Origin of the sequence: Helicobacter pylori, assembly GCF_006440215.1 — a bacterium.
Classification (GTDB): Bacteria; Campylobacterota; Campylobacteria; order Campylobacterales; family Helicobacteraceae; genus Helicobacter; species Helicobacter pylori_CS.
The window spans coordinates 43,074-60,852 of the sequence record NZ_VEZH01000011.1; the positions used below are offsets into that span (position 1 = coordinate 43,074).

The following is a 17,779-nucleotide window of genomic DNA, read 5'->3' on the forward strand; positions in this document are numbered from 1 at the left end:
GAAAAAAGAAGACAATTACTAAACGAGCGCCATTCTTGCAAGATGTTTGACAGCCATTATGAGTTCTCTAGCGAAGAATTAGAAGAAATCGCTGAAATCGCCAGACTATCGCCAAGCTCTTACAACACGCAGCCATGGCATTTTGTGATGGTTACTAATAAGGATTTAAAAAATCAAATTGCAGCACACAGCTATTTTAATGAAGAAATGATTAAAAGCGCTTCAGCGTTAATGGTGGTATGCTCTTTAAGACCCAGCGAGTTGTTGCCACACAGCCACTACATGCAAAACCTTTATCCGGAGTCTTATAAAGTTAGAGTGATCCCCTCTTTCGCTCAAATGCTTGGCGTGAGATTCAACCACAGCATGCAAAAATTAGAAAGCTATATTTTAGAGCAATGCTATATCGCTGTGGGGCAAATTTGCATGGGCGTGAGCTTAATGGGATTGGATAGTTGCATTATTGGAGGCTTTGATCCTTTAAAAGTGGGCGAAGTTTTAGAAGAGCGTATCAATAAGCCTAAAATCGCATGCTTGATCGCTTTGGGTAAGAGGGTGGCAGAAGCGAGCCAAAAATCAAGAAAATCAAAAGTTGATGCAATTACTTGGTTGTGATTAAACAAAATCAAAAACTTTTTAACTATAATCAAACCTAAATTAAAGTTTAAGGAGTGGTATTTTGTTTAAAAGAATGGTTTTAATCGCTCTTTTAGGGATGTTTTCAAGCGTTTCATTAAGTGCTAAGAGTCTTTTAAGAGATGATGGGATTTTAGTCTCTGATTTAAAGGGCATGAAATCAGAACTATCTGATGCTCCTGCTTGGGTTTTTGAAGACCCTAAAGTCCCCTATGAAGAAATGGGCGTGGCGTATATCCCTGTTAGTAATAAATATTTAGGGATTGAGCAAGCGACCTTAAACGCTAAATTGAACTTGATCGTGGTTTTTCATGAAATCATGTTGAAGTATAAAAAACGCTTCATGGAGCAATTCCATGAGTCCGAGAAAACGACTACGGATATCAGCTACGCTATCTATAATTACCTAGCGACTAAGATCCAGGTAGCCTACACCTATACGAATTTAAAATCTGAGGTGGCTGTGGTGAAAATCAAGCTAGAGGGTTGCCAGATTGAGCAAATCAAAAGGTATTTAAAAGCGAGCGTTGAAAATCTTAACGATAATGAAATCGCCTACATCGCTAAAGTCGCTCAAAAAGAATTCGGTAGCGTTTGCGCGTTAAGGTAGTTTTATAGCATTCTAGCGAGCATGTTTAGGGCATGCTCTACGCTTTTATTTTGAATGCTTTCTCTGTTCCCTTCAAAAAAACAGCGATCAATTACAGCTTGAGATCCTAACTTTTGTGCACCAATATAAATCGTGCCTACAGGATTAGCCTTGCTCCCCCCATTAGGGCCAGCCACCCCACTCATCGCAAGCGCTAAATCCGCTTTAAAATTTAAAAACACGCCTAATAGCATTTCTTTCACGCATTCTTCGCTATAAACCCCAAAAACTTTTAAAGTCGTGGCATTGACTTTCAATAATTCGCGTTTAACCTCTTCATTGTAACACACAACACCCCCCATAAAAACCGCTGAAGCCCCGCTAATGGAAGTGAATGCATGCGATAACAACCCCCCAGAGCAGCTTTCAGCCACCGCAATTTTTAAGCCTAAAGATTTCAAGCGTTCTATTAAAGCGCTTGCGCTTTTTTGATTGTCGTCTAATTCCACAATATTGGAGTTAAAAAGCGTTTTAAGATAGATTCTTGCTTGTTTGATATTCTCGCCTTTTAATTCAATGCAATCTTCTTTGACTTGAGCGAGAATGTCCAATCGTTTCAATTCTTTTTCAATCAAAATAAAACCGCTCTCATTATCCATATTCAAAAATTTAAATTTCATTTTTAACCTTTCAAAACCCTAAATTCAGCGTGCGCCATAATTCTTCCACTTCTTCTATTTCTAAATCAATCGTGCTTTGAGTGCGAAAAAAAGCTTGGATTTTTTCTAAATTCAGGCTTTTAGTTTTCAAACAAGAGGGGTGCGCTAGAATGAACCCTTGCGCTAAAGCGACAGAACGCTCTAATTTTGCATCGCATAAAAAACAAGAATTGTAATTTTGCAAGCGCCCTTCAAAATTCAAAAGCGTGGCATACATTTCTAAAATCACTCTTAAGGGGTGCTGTTTGGAGAGCTTGTTAGCCCCATCATCTAAAGTGTCAAAATAGATACTATCCAAAGAATGCACGCCTTCTAAATGCTTGAACAAGAGAGCGCAAAAGCGTTGCCAAAAAAACAAGCGCTCCATTTCTCTTTCCCAAAGATAGCCTAAATGCAAAATATTCCTTAACTTGGGTAAAAATTTATCATCGTTTTCTTCTTCAAAATCAATTTTACGCCCCACATTCAGCACGCTATGGCGTTTGCCATAGAAACGATAGAGGGTTTTGAGCTGGTTTTTGGTTAAAACGCGCACGATCAAATCTTCATCTCTTATGCTTTGTGTTTGTAAAAGAAACCCTTGCATCACTACTCTTAAGCTAATTTTGTTTATTATAAGCAAAACTTGGATACAATCCTAATAAAACTGCAAAATTAAGGAAAAACATGGGATTTGCAGATTTCTTTAAAAATTTTAAGATCAATAAGTTGCGGACAGCACCAAGTAAGGAAGAACAGCCAAGCCATTGGGTGAAATGCCCTAAATGTTATGTGTTAATGTATCATAAAGAAGTGTTTGGTAAATACAGCGTGTGTTTGAAATGCCATTACCATTTCCGCATGAAAGCGGCTGAAAGGATTGAATTCCTCTGCGATGTGGGGAGTTTTGAAGAATTTGACAAGCACTTACGGCCTAATGATCCTTTAAATTTCGTGGATAAAGAGAGCTACAAGCAACGCATTAAAAAATACGAAAAAAGGACTAACCGCCCAAGCTCAGTGATCAGCGGTGAGGCTAAAATTAATCGCATGCCTTTGCAGATCGTGGTGTTTGATTTCAGTTTTATGGGGGGGAGTTTAGGCTCTGTGGAAGGCGAAAAGATCGTAAGAGCGATCAATCGCGCGGTTGCTAAAAAAGAAGCGTTACTGATTGTTTCAGCGAGTGGGGGGGCTAGGATGCAAGAATCCACTTATTCGCTCATGCAAATGGCTAAAACGAGCGCGGCTTTGAACCGATTGAGTGAGGCCAAACTCCCTTTCATTTCGCTCTTAAGCGATCCCACTTATGGAGGCGTTAGTGCGTCTTTTGCTTTTTTAGGGGATCTCATTATCGCAGAGCCTGGGGCGATGATAGGTTTTGCAGGGCCTAGAGTGATTAAGCAAACTATAGGGGCGGATTTGCCTGAGGGCTTTCAAACAGCGGAATTTTTATTAGAGCATGGCTTGATTGATATGATTGTGCACAGGAAGGATTTGAAAAAAACTTTGAGCGATTTGATCGCTATGATGATGCATAAGACTTCAAAGATTTTTTAAAGTTTTAACATTGATGCGTTGCGTGGTGTATTCTATCGCTAAAAGTTCGCCTTTAGAGTTAGTGAAAATTTATCAAAAGCAATGCAGGCAATTTGATTGCGAGCTGGAATTAGTGGATTTATTCCCTAAAAATACCGCCAACGCTCAAAAAGTTTCTAAAGAACTCGCTCAAAAAAGCTACTCTCTAGCCTTTGAGCCGTATTTAAACCTTAAGGCGAAAAATATTGCCTTACACCCTAAAGCTCAAAGGGGCGATAGCTTTGCGTTTAGTAAAATGTTAGAAAATCATCTTAATATTAATTTTTTTATCGCTGGAGCGTATGGGTTTGAAGAAAAGTTTTTAAAGGATTGTCAGGCTTGGAGTTTGAGCGAGATGACTTTTAGCCATGAAGTGGCTAAAATTGTCTTGTGCGAGCAAATCTATAGGGCTTTAAGCATTATTTTTAAGCATCCATACCATAAATAGGAGGTGCGCATGCGTTTTTACATTATCTTTACATTTTTGTTCATTGTGGGTTTTGGCGTGTTTGTTTATAGCATTGATCCGCAAGCTTATGCTTTCAATTTGGGGAGTTACAGCTTTAATTTTCCCATTGCCGTATGGCTTATGGGCGTTTTGGGCATGTTCGCTTTTTTTTCATGGGTTTTTTTATTCAAGCACAATCTCAGCCATAAAATCCGCTTATACCATGAAAAAAGGGATTTTGACAAATTGCTCAAACAAATCCTGTCTCAAGACACCCAAAAGACTTTTTTAAAAACGAAATTTAAAAGCGATCTCGCTAAAAACCTCTCTCAAATCTTAGCCCGCTATGATTTAAAGGCTGATTTAAACACGCCAAGTAGCGGGTGCGAAAAAGTGGATAACCTTTTTAAGCACTACCACAATATAGAAAATAACACCCTTGAGCCTAAAGATCACGATAAGCACTCTCTGGCTTATGATCATGCTTATTTTTCTAAACGCTTGAAAGCTTTCATTCATAACGACTTAAAAAACGCTTTTGAAGTTTTAACAAACGCGCAAATCCCTTTGGAATTACGACGCTACGCTTTTATAGAAATCGCCCAAAAAGGCAGCAAAAAAGAGGTTTTAAAGGCTTTGAATGCGATGCAAGATAACTTGGATAAAGAGTGCGTGAAGTCTTTTTTAAAAGCCTTTTTTGAAAAATCTTTAAACGCAGACACTTTAAAGATTTCAGAGCTTTGCAAAAGGGTGGGTTATGACAAGAATGATTATTTAAAGCTCGCGCAAAAAGCGCAAAAATTTCTTGTCCCTGATCAATGGTTCCAATTTTTTGAGATTTTAAGCCAAGAAGACGATAAAGCGCAAAAAGCCTTTTTGTTTGTGTTGTTAGAATTAGAAATGAACGATCTCGCTAAGGAGCATCTAGCGGTTTTATCCTTTGAAGAATACATGCTTTTAAACGCTTACATGGATTTGAAACAAGAGCATAAAAAAGCTTATAAGTTAGAAGCGTTTTTGTAGGGGGTTTGTTTTAATTTTAGGGCAGATTAGATGATTACAAAGAAATCAATCATCAAGGAATGGGCTAATTGAGTCGCTTTTAGCGCCAAATGACAAGAGAAAAGAGAGTAATGCTTTAAACCTTAAACTAATCCTAAAAAGAAACAACTAAAGCCAAAAATACGCTTTAACCCACCATAAAAAGTTTTAGTAACCCGTATTTGATGAAAACAGAGCCTTTTTATTTTTCTTCTATGAATTTTATCCATATTTTAAAAATACTTCATTCATTACTACAATAAAAGAGTCTTAAGAAGATTTAAAAAAAGGGCTAAAAAATAAATTTGTGCTTTTGAAAGATGGTATTTTAAAAGACGATAAGGGTATTAAAGAATACCCCAAATAACGCTTTAAAAACGCACCACCATAGTGGCCATGTATGAACCTGATTTGAAGTTGCTAGGAGCACCTTCAGGCAATTTGATATGGAAATACTTTTGACAACTATTAACCGCTTTTTCATAATTTTTAGTGAAAGAATGATGATGGCGGTTTTCTAAAGGCCCTTTCATGTGTTTGCTCGTCAACGCAGAATGCTTTAATTTGACAAACAGAAGCAAGTTTTCACCGAACAATGATTTCATCGTGAAAGCGAACGCTCGTTTATAAAATGTCCGTTTGTCAATATCAATCCCAATAATCCCACTTCCAGCCGAATAGACTAAAGGCTTTGAATACAATCTCAGATCATCGCCATTCAAAACGCTTAACAAAATCCCTAAACTTATTAGTGTCCTAACCCCATTTTCTTTCCTTAAGATATAACATTATCCGTATGTTTAACAGATAAGGAAATTTAACCTAAAACACCTTAATGGTTGATTAAAAAATTAAAAAAAATGTATTTTTTAAAAAAGCGTTACGATTTAGAGATTTGTGAAGATTTTTATAATTGATGGTTATTTTTGAATAATTTTTTTAAATTGATTGATAATGAGATAAGACTCTTTTTTAATCCAATAGGGATCGCTAAAACCTTATTTTAATTTTAAAAAATGGGATTTTTAAATTTTTAGGTCAATGCCCAATTTAAGTTTTTAGATTTTCACCATACAACCTTTTTAAAAGATAAAACACCCCCACAAGCAAAGCCACACCGATTAAAAGAGCGAGCGAGCGTGAATGCATAAAACTTGCCACCCCCAAACTCACCGCACTACAAAGCATCGCAATAGTCGCATAAGGGAGTTGTGTGATGAAATGGCTTTGCACCGAACACCCTGCCCCTGCAGCCGATAGTATAGTCGTGTCAGAAATGGGGCTTGTGTGATCGCCATAAACCGCGCCTGAGAGGATCGCTGAAACAATCAAAATAATATCGCTTTCATTAGCCATGCCCGCTCCAATGGGCAGCATGATCGCAAACGCCCCCCAGCTTGTGCCGGTAGAAAAGGCGATAAACCCAGAGATTAAAAAAAAGATTAAAGGCATATACACGCCTCCCCCACTATTTAAAAATCCCTTGCTGATGTGGGCCAAGTAAACCCCCGTTTGAGCGTCATCTCTGATCACAGGCCCAATAGCCCAAGCGAGCGTTAAAACTAGTATCGCTGGCCCCACACTCTTAAAGCCATCCAACATGAGTTTAAAAAAACTCCCTTTTTCTAAAAACCTATAAGCTAAAAGATAAGTAACAATGAGCGAAAACAGCCCCCCATAAAAGAGCGAAAAGCTCGCATCAGTGTTTTTTAAGACCACTCCTGTATAAAAAATCAATGATGAAATGGACACGATCAATAATAAAATAGAAAGGGGTAACAGTCTTAAGGGGGCTAGTTTTGAAGAGCTTTCTTCTTGTTCGCTATAAAAATCCTTCACGCCTATGTTTTGATACTTCCTCATGCTAGGGAGATTGATTTGCCATAAAATGGTGAGAAAGACCGCAATGAGCGCAAAAATCGCATAATAATTACTGCTTAAGCTTTGCACAAGCACCGAAAAACTATCTTTTAATAAGGGCGAGCTGTCGTTATTCATGATCCCCATGATATATGCCCCCCAGCTAGAAATAGGGACTAATAAGCACACCGGTGCTGAAGTGGAGTCTATAATATAAGCTAGGCGCTCTCGTGTGGAATTATGGGCGTCGTTTAAAGACTTTGAGATTTGCCCCACGGTCAGGGCGTTAAAATAATCATCTACAAAAATAATAATGCCTGAAAAAAAAGCGATAAATTCAGGGGTTTTAGCGTTTTTAGAGTATTTTTTAGCTTTTTTGACAAAGTTCTGCACGCTACCGGATTTTAAAATCACTTGGCTTAAGACGCCTAAAAAGATTAAAAAACCAAAAACATAGAGGTTGGAAAGATTGAAATGAAGCCCTTTTTCTGGCTCGTAAGTGTAAAAAACGGAAGTGATTTTAGTATAGGCATATTCTACGATGTAAGAAAGGTGTAACGAATGCATTAAAACAGCGCTCACTAAAATGCCCACAAACAACGAGAGTGCGACTCTTTTAGTAAAAACCACCATTAAAATAACGCTAATAGGAACAATAAGGCTTAACGCTGACAATCCCACCGAATAAAATCCTTTAAACTAATCTTTAAATTTCAATTAAAAGAGACAATCAATATTCACAAAATTCTTTGTTAAAAGAAGAGATGAATTTGCCAAAACAAATCGCTTAAAAGATTTTAATCAAGTGGCCGGGAGAGAGGGATTCGAACCCCCGGAGGTATGACCCTCAACGGTTTTCAAGACCGCCGCTTTCAACCACTCAGCCATCTCCCGCTATTTTCATAAAAGTCCCTTACAAAAGTCCCTAAATGACTACAATAAATGGAGGCGACACCCGGATTCGAACCGGGGAATCAAAGTTTTGCAGACTCATGCCTTACCACTTGGCTATGTCGCCTTAAATTTTAACACTAGCGTATTCAAAAAATAAAATCAAATCGCACCCAAAAATGGTGCCCAAAGCCGGACTTGAACCGGCACGGTATTGCTACCGAGGGATTTTAAGTCCCTTGTGTCTACCAATTCCACCACCTGGGCAAACTAAATAGAAACCATGCTCTAGAAGTTAAATCAAAATATGGAGCGGGAAACGGGGATCGAACCCGCGGCCCCGACCTTGGCAAGGTCGTGCTCTACCACTGAGCTATTCCCGCACTCTTTATTCAAAAAGACGATTGTTATTGTATCTAAACTCAATAATAAAAGTCAAGGTTTTGTTAAAATTTTCAATTCTCTTTTAAAAACAGATTGTGGCTTTGCTCTTTTAGTGGCAGTGTCTATAAAAATACTCAAAGGCATTTTGTGAAATAAGCCTAAAATTCAAATAAAACCCGTTTAAGAATTTCTAAATATGGGTAAAAAATATACAATACCTTATAATAAGATGAAAATTCAAAGCGTTTTGCGCTCATTTTTTACTTCTTTTTAATTTGATTGCATAATAATAGCTGACATAACACATCATCATAGGAGTTTCAATCATGAAAGAAGTCATTCATTCAACGCTGGCCCCAAAAGCTATAGGCCCTTATTCTCAAGCTATCGCTACTAACGATCTTGTTTTTGTTTCTGGGCAATTAGGCATTGATGCGAGTACCGGCGAATTTAAAGGCGCGGATATTCATTCTCAAACCACGCAGTCAATGGAAAATATCAAAGCGGTTTTAAAAGAAGCAGGATTAGGGATGGATAGCGTGGTTAAAACGACTATTTTATTGAAAAGTTTAGACGATTTTGCGGTGGTGAATGGAATCTATGGGAGTTATTTTAAAGAGCCTTATCCGGCTAGAGCGACCTTTCAAGTGGCCAAACTGCCTAAAGACGCTTTAGTAGAAATTGAAGCGATAGCCATTAAGTGATTTTATTAAAGGGACTATCAGCATGAAAAAAGAAGTCGTGGTCATAGGTGGTGGGATTGTGGGGCTTTCTTGTGCGTATTCTATGCACAAGTTAGGGCATAAGGTTTGCGTGATTGAAAAAAGCGATGGTGCAAACGGCACTTCTTTTGGGAATGCCGGGCTCATTTCTGCGTTTAAAAAAGCCCCGCTCTCATGCCCTGGTGTGGTGTTAGACACCCTAAAGCTCATGCTCAAAAACCAAGCCCCTTTAAAATTCCATTTTGGGCTTAATTTAAAGCTCTATCAATGGATTTTAAAGTTTATGAAAAGCGCAAACGCCAAATCCACGCACCGCACCATGGCGTTGTTTGAACGCTATGGGTGGCTGAGTGTTGATATATACCATCAAATGCTAGAAGACGGCATGGACTTTTGGTATAAGGAAGACGGGCTTTTAATGATCTACACTTTAGAAGAAAGTTTTGAAAAAAAGCTTAAAACTTGCGATAACAGCGGTGCTTATAAGATTTTGAATGTGAAAGAGACCAAAGAATACATGCCTATTGTTAATGACAATATCTGCGGGAGCGTGCTTTTAACCGAAAACGCGCATGTGGATCCGGGCGAAGTGATGCGCTCTTTGCAAGAATATTTACAAAATGCGGGCGTGGAATTTCTTTATAATGAAGAAGTGATCGATTTTGAGTTTAAAAATAACCTCATTGATGGCGTTATCACGCACAAGGAAAAAATCCAAGCAGAAAAAATCATTCTAGCCGCCGGGGCTAACCCCGCTCTCATTAAAAAAACCAAGAACGATTTTTTAATGATGGGGGCTAAAGGCTATAGCATCACCTTTAAAATGCCTGAAGAATTGAAACCCAAAACCTCTTCTTTATTTGCGGATATTTTCATGGCAATGACCCCACGAAGAGACACCGTTAGGATCACTTCTAAATTAGAATTAAACACCAACAACGCTCTCATTGATAAAGAGCAAATCGCCAACATGAAAAAGAATTTAGCCGCTTTCACGCAGCCTTTTGAAATGAAAGACGCCATAGAGTGGTGCGGTTTTAGACCCTTAACCCCTAATGATATTCCTTATTTAGGGTTTGACAAACACTATAAAAACTTAATCCATGCGACAGGGCTTGGGTGGCTTGGCATCACTTTTGGCCCGGCCATTGGTAAAATCATCGCCGATTTAAGCCAAGACGGAGCGAATGAAAAAAATGCCGATATTATGCTTTTTTCTGCATTTTTTAGGGATTAAGAAATTTCTTTTTTAAACCCTAGTTTATTAAGGAGTTTTTATGGAAACGATTGATTCGGTGGTGCGTTTGTTATCTAATTTGGTGTGGGGGATTCCCATGCAAATTTTATTAGTAGGCACCGGCTTGTTTTTAACCTTCTATCTTAGGGGTTTGCAATTCAGTAAGATTTTTTATGCGATCAAAATCCTTTTTGACAAAGAGTCCCAATCCAAGGGCGACATTTCGCAATTTTCCGCCCTCATGCTCTCTTTAGGAGCGACTGTAGGCATTGGGAGTATCGTAGGCGTAGCGACTGCTATCAGCATTGCAGGACCAGGAGCGGTGTTTTGGATGTGGGTTACCGGGCTTGTTGGCATGGCGACTAAGTATTCTGAGGGGATTTTAGCAGTGAAATATAGGGAAAAAGGGGCGTTTGGATACAACGGAGGGCCTATGTATTATATCAAAAACGGCCTTAACATGCCCAAACTCGCCATGGCGTTTGCGATTTTTACGATTATTGCAAGCATTGGCACCGGTAACATGACGCAATCTAATGCGGTTTCTTCCATTTTGAGCGAACAAGCGAACTTGCCTAGTTGGGTTTCAGGCTTGTTGCTCACTCTTTTAACCGCTGTTATTGTCATAGGGGGGATTAAATCCATTGGTAAATTCACTTCTTACTTAGCTCCTATCATGGTGCTTTTGTATTTGATCGCTATTATTTATATTATTGTTAGCCATTTTGATTTAGCCATTCAAGCGATCAAACTCATTTTTGAAGAAGCCTTTAACCCTAAACCCGTTGTGGGCGGAGCGAGCGGCACATTGGTAGCGACGATGATAAAAACGGGCGTGGCTAGGGGATTGTATTCTAATGAAGCGGGGTTAGGGAGTTCAGCCATTATTGCCGCAAGCGCTCAAACGCACCACCCGGTGCGTCAAGCCCTAGTGTCCATGCTCCAAACTTTTATTGTAACTTTAATAGTGTGTTCGGCAACAGCGAGCGTGATTTTAATGGCGCCAGAATACAACACCTTGCTCCCTAATGGGGAAAAATTAAGCGCTAATTTGCTCACTCTAAAAAGCACGGAGTATTTTCTAGGTTCATTAGGGGCAGTGGTGATTTTTTTGACCATGATCTTTTTTGCCTACTCTACGATTATTGGTTGGGCTTATTATGGGGAAAAATGCACTGAATACGCTTTTGGTGAAAAAAAAGTGAAATATTACCGCTTGATCTTTTTAGCGAGTGTGATGGTGGGGGCCATGGCTAAAATTGATTTTGTGTGGAATTTAGCGGATCTTTCTAACGGGCTTATGGCTATCCCTAATTTGATCGCTTTGATTTTGTTGCATAAAGTGGTTTCTTCAGAAACGCGCTGGTATTTTAGCAAGCATTCTAACAAGTAAGACGGCATGTTAAAAAGGGCGAGTTTTGTAGAAGTGAATACCGCTTCTTTAAGGCATAATTTTAGTGCAGTCAAAAGCATCGTCCCTAAAGACGCTCACATCATGGCGGTTGTCAAGGCGAACGCTTATGGGGCAGGGGCCATAAAAGCGAGCGAAATTTTCTTACAAGAAGGGGCTAATTATTTAGGGGTAGCGACCTTAGATGAAGCTTTAGAATTGCGCTCTCGTTTCTCTAAAACCCCCATTTTGATTTTAGGCTATAGCCCTAATTCTAACGCTTCCATGCTGATTGATAACAATTTGAGCGCTATGGTTTTTAGCCTTGAACAAGCGGAAGTTTTTTCCCAAATGGCTTTAAAATCTCAAAAACGCTTAAAAATCCATCTCAAGATTGATACCGGTATGCACCGCTTGGGATTAGAGCCTAATTTTAAAAGCATAGAAATCATTAAAAAAATCCGCGCTTTGAAGGGCCTGGAAATAGAGGGGATATTCACGCATTTAAGCAACGCTGATTCCAACATTAAAACCCATGCTAAAAACCAAATGAAAACCTTTAACGCTTTTTTAGAACAGCTTTTGGATCAAAAAATAGAGTTTCAATACCGCCATGCCTACAATTCCGCCGGCATCCTTTCTTTGTGTAACGGGAATGAAAATCGCTTCTTAAACCTCTATCGCCCAGGCATCATGCTCTATGGTTTTTACCCTTCTAATGGAATGAAAGAAACATGCCCAACAATCTTAAAAAATGTTATCAGTTTAAAAGCTCAAATCGTTCAAATCAGAAGCGTTAAAAAAGGTGAATTTATTGGCTATGGCGAGCATTTTTACACGAATGAAGAGACTTTAGTGGGTGTTTTAGCTCTAGGGTATGCGGATGGGTTAATGCGCGCTTTAGGCAATCGCATTCAAGTAGCGATCAATAACCAATTAGCCCCCCTTATTGGCAAGGTATGCATGGATCAGTGCTTTGTTAAGCTCAATAATATTGAAGCCAAAGAGGGCGATGAGGTCATCTTATTTGGGGATAAAAGCGCTAAGGCTAATGATGCAAGCGAAATCGCTATGCTTTTAAACACCATTCCTTATGAAACCATCAGCACCCTATCCAAACGCTTGGAGCGCGTCTATATTTGAAATCAAACCATGCAAAATTTTTATTTTGCGCTAGAATGCGCGAAAAATAAAAATGTAGGATTGATTAAAAAATGAAAAAAGTTTTATTTCTTTTTTTACTGGTAATAAGCTTTTTTGGGGGTTTTTTGGACGCTTCTAGCTTGTATGAAAGGCTTGTTAATAAAGAAACGATCAGCGTTGGCACAGAAGGCATTTACCCCCCTTTCACTTACCACAATAAAGAAGGCAAGCTCACCGGCTATGATGTGGAAGTGGCTAGGGAGTTGGCTAAAGAGCTTGGCGTGAAAATCAAATTCCACGAAACTTCATGGGATATGATGCTTACAGGCTTGAAATCGGGGCGTTTTGATATGGTCGCTAACCAGGTGAGTTTGACGACTAAAAAACGCCAAGCGACTTTTGATAAAAGCTTACCCTATAGCTATTCAGGAACGATCATGCTGGTTAGAAAAGATGAAAACCGCATTAAAGACATTAAAGACATTAAGGGTTTGAGAGCGGCTAACACTTTAAGCTCCACTTATGGGGAAATCGCTTTCAAATACGACGCTCAAATCGTTTCGGTGGATTCTATGGTGCAAGCTTTGTTGCTAGTGGCACAAAAACGAGCCGATTTGACCTTAAATAGTTCTTTAGCGATCTTAAACTACCTAAACACCCATAAAAATAGCCCCTTTAAAATCGCATGGGAGTCCAAAGAAAAAGATGGGGGCGCTTCCTTTGTCATCAACAAGCACCAAGAAAAAGCCTTAGAGCTTATCAACCAGGCGATGCAAAGATTGATAGATAAAGGGGTTTTAAAACGCTTAGGCGAACAATTTTTTGGAAAAGATGTCAGCCAGCCATAATCTGTCTTTGTTTTTTGAATCTTTAGATTTGAGCAAGGAGCGTTTGGAATTATTATTAGAGGCTTTCTACCCCATGCTAAAAGCCGCTTTTTCTATTTCTTTGCCTTTAGCGGTTGTTTCTTTTATTTTGGGCTTATTGATTGCTATTGTGGTGGCTCTCATTAAAATCGCGCCCCCTAAACATTTCGTTCATAAGGCTTTATTAGCGGGCGTGAATTTCTATGTCTCACTCATTAGAGGCACGCCTTTATTGGTCCAAATCGTGGTGGTGTTTTATGGTTTGCCCGCTCTTGGGGTTTATATGGATCCAATCCCGGCAGGTATTATTGCGTTTTCCTTTAATGTGGGGGCATACGCTTCAGAGACTTTAAGGGCGAGCTTTCTTTCTGTCCCTAAAGATCAATGGGATTCAAGCTTGAGTTTGGGTTTGAATTACTTGCAAACCTTTTGGCATGTCATCTTTTTTCAAGCGCTCAAAGTCGCCACGCCCAGCCTGAGTAACACTTTCATCAGCCTTTTTAAAGAAACTTCTTTAGCTTCGGTGGTAACGATCGCAGAGGTTTTTAGAATCGCGCAGCAAAAAGCGAACGCCAGCTATGACTTTTTGCCTATTTACTTGGAAGCCGCTTTGATTTACTGGCTTTTTTGCTTGGTTTTAGAAGTGATCCAAAAGCGCATGGAAAAAATCTTAAATTAAGTTGGCTCAATCTAATCCCTTTAATATTTGATTATAATACAGCCTGAATAAAAATAAGGAGATTCTCATGGGTGTGTAGGGGCTATCCTATTGGCTCTTTTTTATTTTGGAAATTACAAAAGGAAGATATAGCCAAGAGCGACGAATAAGACGAGAATAAACTCAATTTCCAACTCTATCAATTCATTACAAATTACGATGAGCGAAAGCCTCACAATGAAAAAATCTATATTGAACAAATCAGTCGTGATGATTTGTCTATTGTCTTAGATGGCCAACAACGCTTAACCTCGCTTTATATCGGGCTTAAAGGCACTAGAACTCTTAAGAAAAAGGGGGCTAGAAGCGATAATCCCAACGCTTATGAAGAGAAGCGTTTGTATTTGAATTTGAAGCACCAGCCAAACATGGATAATCCAGAAGACAATTACCAATTTGAATTTCATGCCAAAAAGCCTGAAAACGATAAAAATCATTTTTGGTTTAAGGTGGGGGATATTTTAGAATTGGAAAGTGTTTGGGATTATGCACAAGAACATGATTTAAAAGGTGATAGATTGAAATTATTAGAAACACTAAACAAAGCTTTTCACGACAAACAACTCATTTCATTTTTTGAAGAAAAAGAAAAAAATCTTAATAAAGTTTTAAATATTTTTATCCGTGTCAATAGTGGTGGGGTTAAGTTAAGCTATTCGGATTTATTGATGTCTATTTTGACAGCAAGCTTTTCAAGCGGTATTAGAGAAAAAATGAACGAGTTAGTGGATGCTTTAAAAGATAAAGATTTTTCAAACATGGGGCAAGACCAGGTGTTAAAAACTTGCTTGCTTCTCATTGGTAGCAACACTACTTTTGAATTAAAAAATTTTAATAAAAAAAATATCAAAGAGATTGAAGAAAATTGGGAAAAAATTACAGAAAGCATCTATAACGCTGCAAAACTATTAGAAAATTTTGGTTATGTAAAATATTTGGGTTCAGCTTATATTCTATCCAGTTTAGCCTATTTTTATTTTTTAAAACAAAAAATGGATAAAAACGATGAAGAACAAGCCCTAAAATTTGTCCGTAACGCTCAAATCACAAGTTATTTCACTCCTTCAACGGATACAAAATTAAACAACATAGCCAATAGCATGAAGGATGTGAAAACCTTTGAATCATTCAACCACAATTTAGCCAAACACCAAACATGGCCTTTAAAAATCACTAACGATGCGATAGAAGAAATGATGTGTTCTAGTAGCCATGCTAGAGTCTTTCCTATCTTACAAATCTTATACCCAAACCTGAACTATAAAACCACCACTTTTCATATAGACCATATTTATCCAAAGTCCAAGTTTAAAAAGGAAAATAAAAAATTGGATAAAGATTTCTATGAGTGTGGGAATCATTTATACAACCTCCAACTTTTAGAAGGCGCAGAGAACCAAGCCAAAAAGGATAAAGACCCTGAGGTGTGGCTCAAAGAAGAATATAAAGATGAGCGAGCCATAGAAGAATATAAAAGAAAAAATTATATTGACCCTAAACTAAAATTAGAATGGGAAAATATCAAGGAATTTCGTGAAAAAAGAGAAGAAACTATCATTAAAAGATTAAAGGAAGTGTTATTACCCAAGTTTTAATAGGAGTGTTTTTTTTGCTGATAGAATCAAGTAAAGCGTTTTGACAAAACGGGTAAACAAAATTTAAACTCGTTTAAGTGATGCTTAATGATAAAAAAGGTAGAATGATTCACTTTTTGAACGCTAATAAATTTCATTTAATGTTTGTTACCTAAACAATGCCTTTAAGGTGTAAGGTAGCTATATAAAATTAATCTTATCCATCTTAGTTTCAAAATGACAAATTTAAAACAGGGCGTTAGCCTTAGTGAAAGGATAATCCATAAAACATTTAGGCAAAAAAGAGATAAGAACCTTAGGGTTATCTTCGCTTGGGGGAACTTTAGAATTTTATGATTTTATCATCTTTGTATTTTTTACGAGTATCATTGCCAAACACTTTTTCCCGAGCACGCTCAGCCCTATTTGGTCTGAAATCAACACTTATGGTATCTTTGCTGCAGGTTATCTGGCACGCCCGCTTGGCGGCATAGTGATGGCCCACTTTGGGGATAGATTCGGCCGTAAAAACATGTTCATGCTCTCTATTTTATTGATGGTGATCCCAACCTTTGTGCTCGCTTTGATGCCAACTTTTAATCATTTTGTGGGTTTTGGCGTTGATAGCATGGGGCTTACCCCCAAAAACGCTCATTATCTTGGTTACATAGCTCCTGTTTTTTTGGTGTTTGTTAGAATCTGTCAAGGCGTTGCTGTGGGTGGTGAATTGCCTGGCGCTTGGGTTTTTGTCCATGAACATGCTCCGCAAGGCCAAAAAAACACTTATATCGGTTTTTTAAGCGCTTCTGTAGTTTCTGGGATTTTGCTTGGGAGTTTGGTTTATATTGGGATTTACATGGTTTTTGACAAGCCCGTTGTTGAAGATTGGGCTTGGCGGGTTGCTTTTGGGCTTGGAGGGATTTTTGGTATCATTTCTGTCTATTTGAGACGCTTTTTAGAAGAAACTCCTGTTTTTCAGCAAATGAAACAAGACAATGCCTTAGTTAAATTCCCGCTTAAAGAGGTGTTTAAAAATTCTCGTTTTGGCCTATTAATCTCCATGCTTATCACTTGGGTTTTAACCGCTTGTATTTTGATTTTTATCCTTTTTGTCCCCAATTTTACCCTCATGCATCCCAATTTTAATTTCACTCCTTTTGAAAAAACCTATTTTCAAATTTTAGGGCTTGTTGGCATTGTAAGTTCTATTATTTTAACCGGGTTTTTGGCCGATAAAATCAAACCACACAAAGTTTGCATGGCTTTTAGCGCGGCCTTTGCCTTTTTTGGCTTTTTATTCTTTAAAGAATTTTATTCTAACGCGCCAAGTTTAGTAAATACCATAGTTTTATACTTTTTAGCTTGCTTTTGTGCGGGTATTATGAATTTTTGCCCTATTTTTATGAGCGATGTGTTTAGCGCTAGAATCCGTTTTAGCGGGATCTCCTTCGCTTATAACATAGCCTATGCTATAACCGCTGGCTTTACCCCTCAACTTTCAAGCTGGCTAAATGCAAAAGCTATAGCCGCACCTGAAAGTTTGCAAAGTTATGGTTTAAGCTTTTATATTGTTGTGGTTGCTTTAATTGCTTTTATCGTATCGCTTTTAATGGCACCAATTTACAACAAATCTAACACCCAACACGAAGTGCCACCCATAACATGAAAGAAGCACAAACCTTTGGGTAATTCAATCAAGATTTAGCCGATAGCGTTGGTGGGTTTTGGTGATGATGAAATCCTTAACATTCAAAGATTTTTAAACTTATCGTTTTGGATTTCATTTTGTTGTAAAACTCTTAAGGGGGTGGGGGGATTCCTCTCTGCAGCACCATTAAAATCCCCTAACCCTATGCATCACAATGAGATTATCGCTTGATTGAAATCAAGCTCTCTAATATTCTAGCGTTTTAAAACACCCACCCGTAATTGAAAAACACCTTAAAATGGCTAGCCCCTTCATTGAAAACAAAAGAGTTCGTGTAATCGCTACCACTAGAAACGACG

Annotated in this window: 17 protein-coding genes and 4 tRNA genes; 13 read left to right on the forward strand and 8 right to left on the reverse strand. The window is 38.3% G+C overall.

Annotation, left to right across the window (positions count from 1 at the left end):
• The first annotated feature begins 42 nt into the window (after positions 1 to 42).
• Positions 43 to 615, forward strand: a complete 573-nt coding sequence (rdxA, locus tag FIM44_RS06110) for an oxygen-insensitive NAD(P)H-dependent oxidoreductase RdxA (protein WP_140579435.1) — start codon at positions 43 to 45, stop codon at positions 613 to 615.
• Between the two features lie 64 nt (positions 616 to 679).
• On the forward strand, positions 680 to 1,246 hold the full coding sequence (locus FIM44_RS06115; protein ID WP_140579422.1) for a hypothetical protein: 567 nt from the start codon (positions 680 to 682) through the stop codon (positions 1,244 to 1,246).
• A 2-nt stretch (positions 1,247 to 1,248) separates the two neighbouring features.
• Here the strand turns inward: FIM44_RS06115 and FIM44_RS06120 are convergent, their stop codons facing one another.
• Both FIM44_RS06120 and recO read right to left on the reverse strand, forming a co-directional pair.
• A complete protein-coding gene (locus tag FIM44_RS06120) occupies positions 1,249 to 1,905 on the reverse strand; it encodes a CinA family protein (RefSeq protein ID WP_140579423.1) in 657 nt (218 codons plus the stop codon).
• Between the two features lie 10 nt (positions 1,906 to 1,915).
• On the reverse strand, positions 1,916 to 2,530 hold the full coding sequence (recO, locus tag FIM44_RS06125) for a recombination protein RecO (RefSeq protein WP_014536554.1): 615 nt from the start codon (positions 2,528 to 2,530) through the stop codon (positions 1,916 to 1,918).
• Positions 2,531 to 2,610: 80 nt separating this feature from the next.
• On the opposite strand from recO, the gene accD reads away from it, so the two are divergent.
• Genes accD through FIM44_RS06140 form a run of 3 tightly spaced genes read left to right on the forward strand, consistent with a single transcriptional unit; the run spans position 2,611 to position 4,969 of the window.
• Positions 2,611 to 3,480 carry an acetyl-CoA carboxylase, carboxyltransferase subunit beta gene (gene accD / locus FIM44_RS06130; protein WP_140579424.1) on the forward strand — a complete coding sequence of 290 codons (870 nt, stop codon included), beginning with the start codon at positions 2,611 to 2,613 and terminating at the stop codon, positions 3,478 to 3,480.
• Positions 3,481 to 3,493: 13 nt separating this feature from the next.
• The gene (gene rlmH, locus FIM44_RS06135; protein WP_120878480.1) at positions 3,494 to 3,946 is read left to right on the forward strand and encodes a 23S rRNA (pseudouridine(1915)-N(3))-methyltransferase RlmH; all 453 of its coding nucleotides are present in this window, start codon (positions 3,494 to 3,496) and stop codon (positions 3,944 to 3,946) included.
• A gap of 9 nt (positions 3,947 to 3,955) precedes the next feature.
• The gene (locus FIM44_RS06140) at positions 3,956 to 4,969 is read left to right on the forward strand and encodes a LapA family protein (protein ID WP_033122935.1); all 1,014 of its coding nucleotides are present in this window, start codon (positions 3,956 to 3,958) and stop codon (positions 4,967 to 4,969) included.
• A 389-nt stretch (positions 4,970 to 5,358) separates the two neighbouring features.
• Here the strand turns inward: FIM44_RS06140 and FIM44_RS06145 are convergent, their stop codons facing one another.
• From FIM44_RS06145 to FIM44_RS06170, 6 genes are all read right to left on the reverse strand, one after another.
• Positions 5,359 to 5,721, reverse strand: coding sequence for a hypothetical protein (locus tag FIM44_RS06145; protein WP_131142773.1), 363 nt, complete (start codon positions 5,719 to 5,721; stop codon positions 5,359 to 5,361).
• A 316-nt stretch (positions 5,722 to 6,037) separates the two neighbouring features.
• Positions 6,038 to 7,528 carry a Na+/H+ antiporter NhaC family protein gene (locus tag FIM44_RS06150; protein ID WP_140579425.1) on the reverse strand — a complete coding sequence of 497 codons (1,491 nt, stop codon included), beginning with the start codon at positions 7,526 to 7,528 and terminating at the stop codon, positions 6,038 to 6,040.
• A gap of 125 nt (positions 7,529 to 7,653) precedes the next feature.
• Positions 7,654 to 7,741: transfer RNA gene (locus tag FIM44_RS06155), tRNA-Ser, on the reverse strand.
• Positions 7,742 to 7,790: 49 nt separating this feature from the next.
• Positions 7,791 to 7,865: transfer RNA gene (locus FIM44_RS06160), tRNA-Cys, on the reverse strand.
• A gap of 53 nt (positions 7,866 to 7,918) precedes the next feature.
• Positions 7,919 to 8,005 (reverse strand) — tRNA-Leu (locus FIM44_RS06165).
• A gap of 41 nt (positions 8,006 to 8,046) precedes the next feature.
• Positions 8,047 to 8,121 (reverse strand) — tRNA-Gly (locus FIM44_RS06170).
• Positions 8,122 to 8,448: 327 nt separating this feature from the next.
• Here FIM44_RS06170 and FIM44_RS06175 point away from each other — a divergent pair.
• From FIM44_RS06175 to FIM44_RS06210, 8 genes are all read left to right on the forward strand, one after another.
• Positions 8,449 to 8,826, forward strand: coding sequence for a RidA family protein (locus tag FIM44_RS06175; RefSeq protein ID WP_140579426.1), 378 nt, complete (start codon positions 8,449 to 8,451; stop codon positions 8,824 to 8,826).
• Positions 8,827 to 8,848: 22 nt separating this feature from the next.
• The gene (locus FIM44_RS06180) at positions 8,849 to 10,081 is read left to right on the forward strand and encodes an NAD(P)/FAD-dependent oxidoreductase (protein ID WP_140579427.1); all 1,233 of its coding nucleotides are present in this window, start codon (positions 8,849 to 8,851) and stop codon (positions 10,079 to 10,081) included.
• A gap of 40 nt (positions 10,082 to 10,121) precedes the next feature.
• Positions 10,122 to 11,474 carry an alanine/glycine:cation symporter family protein gene (locus FIM44_RS06185; protein WP_140579428.1) on the forward strand — a complete coding sequence of 451 codons (1,353 nt, stop codon included), beginning with the start codon at positions 10,122 to 10,124 and terminating at the stop codon, positions 11,472 to 11,474.
• A gap of 6 nt (positions 11,475 to 11,480) precedes the next feature.
• On the forward strand, positions 11,481 to 12,614 hold the full coding sequence (gene alr, locus FIM44_RS06190; RefSeq protein ID WP_140579429.1) for an alanine racemase: 1,134 nt from the start codon (positions 11,481 to 11,483) through the stop codon (positions 12,612 to 12,614).
• Positions 12,615 to 12,685: 71 nt separating this feature from the next.
• Positions 12,686 to 13,462, forward strand: coding sequence for an amino acid ABC transporter substrate-binding protein (locus FIM44_RS06195; protein ID WP_140579430.1), 777 nt, complete (start codon positions 12,686 to 12,688; stop codon positions 13,460 to 13,462).
• On the forward strand, positions 13,446 to 14,159 hold the full coding sequence (locus FIM44_RS06200; protein WP_140579436.1) for an amino acid ABC transporter permease: 714 nt from the start codon (positions 13,446 to 13,448) through the stop codon (positions 14,157 to 14,159). Before FIM44_RS06195 ends, FIM44_RS06200 begins: the two co-directional genes overlap by 17 nt.
• 254 nt (positions 14,160 to 14,413) lie before the next feature.
• Positions 14,414 to 15,793 (forward strand): DUF262 domain-containing protein, encoded by a 1,380-nt coding sequence (locus FIM44_RS06205; protein ID WP_238699906.1) that lies wholly within the window; start codon positions 14,414 to 14,416, stop codon positions 15,791 to 15,793.
• Between the two features lie 262 nt (positions 15,794 to 16,055).
• Positions 16,056 to 17,438, forward strand: a complete 1,383-nt coding sequence (locus FIM44_RS06210; protein ID WP_140579431.1) for an MFS transporter — start codon at positions 16,056 to 16,058, stop codon at positions 17,436 to 17,438.
• The last annotated feature ends 341 nt before the right edge of the window (positions 17,439 to 17,779 follow it).

Bases quoted from the DNA above. Each gene is read 5' to 3' on its own strand.
- FIM44_RS06175 (WP_140579426.1), top strand. From the start codon at position 8,449: ATGAAAGAAGTCATTCATTCAACGCTGGCCCCAAAAGCTATAGGCCCT.
- alr (WP_140579429.1), top strand. From the start codon at position 11,481: ATGTTAAAAAGGGCGAGTTTTGTAGAAGTGAATACCGCTTCTTTAAGG.
- FIM44_RS06140 (WP_033122935.1), top strand. From the start codon at position 3,956: ATGCGTTTTTACATTATCTTTACATTTTTGTTCATTGTGGGTTTTGGC.
- FIM44_RS06120 (WP_140579423.1), bottom strand. From the start codon at position 1,905: ATGAAATTTAAATTTTTGAATATGGATAATGAGAGCGGTTTTATTTTG.
- accD (WP_140579424.1), top strand. From the start codon at position 2,611: ATGGGATTTGCAGATTTCTTTAAAAATTTTAAGATCAATAAGTTGCGG.
- FIM44_RS06195 (WP_140579430.1), top strand. From the start codon at position 12,686: ATGAAAAAAGTTTTATTTCTTTTTTTACTGGTAATAAGCTTTTTTGGG.
- rlmH (WP_120878480.1), top strand. From the start codon at position 3,494: ATGCGTTGCGTGGTGTATTCTATCGCTAAAAGTTCGCCTTTAGAGTTA.
- recO (WP_014536554.1), bottom strand. From the start codon at position 2,530: ATGCAAGGGTTTCTTTTACAAACACAAAGCATAAGAGATGAAGATTTG.
- rdxA (WP_140579435.1), top strand. From the start codon at position 43: ATGTTTGACAGCCATTATGAGTTCTCTAGCGAAGAATTAGAAGAAATC.
- FIM44_RS06185 (WP_140579428.1), top strand. From the start codon at position 10,122: ATGGAAACGATTGATTCGGTGGTGCGTTTGTTATCTAATTTGGTGTGG.
- FIM44_RS06200 (WP_140579436.1), top strand. From the start codon at position 13,446: ATGTCAGCCAGCCATAATCTGTCTTTGTTTTTTGAATCTTTAGATTTG.
- FIM44_RS06180 (WP_140579427.1), top strand. From the start codon at position 8,849: ATGAAAAAAGAAGTCGTGGTCATAGGTGGTGGGATTGTGGGGCTTTCT.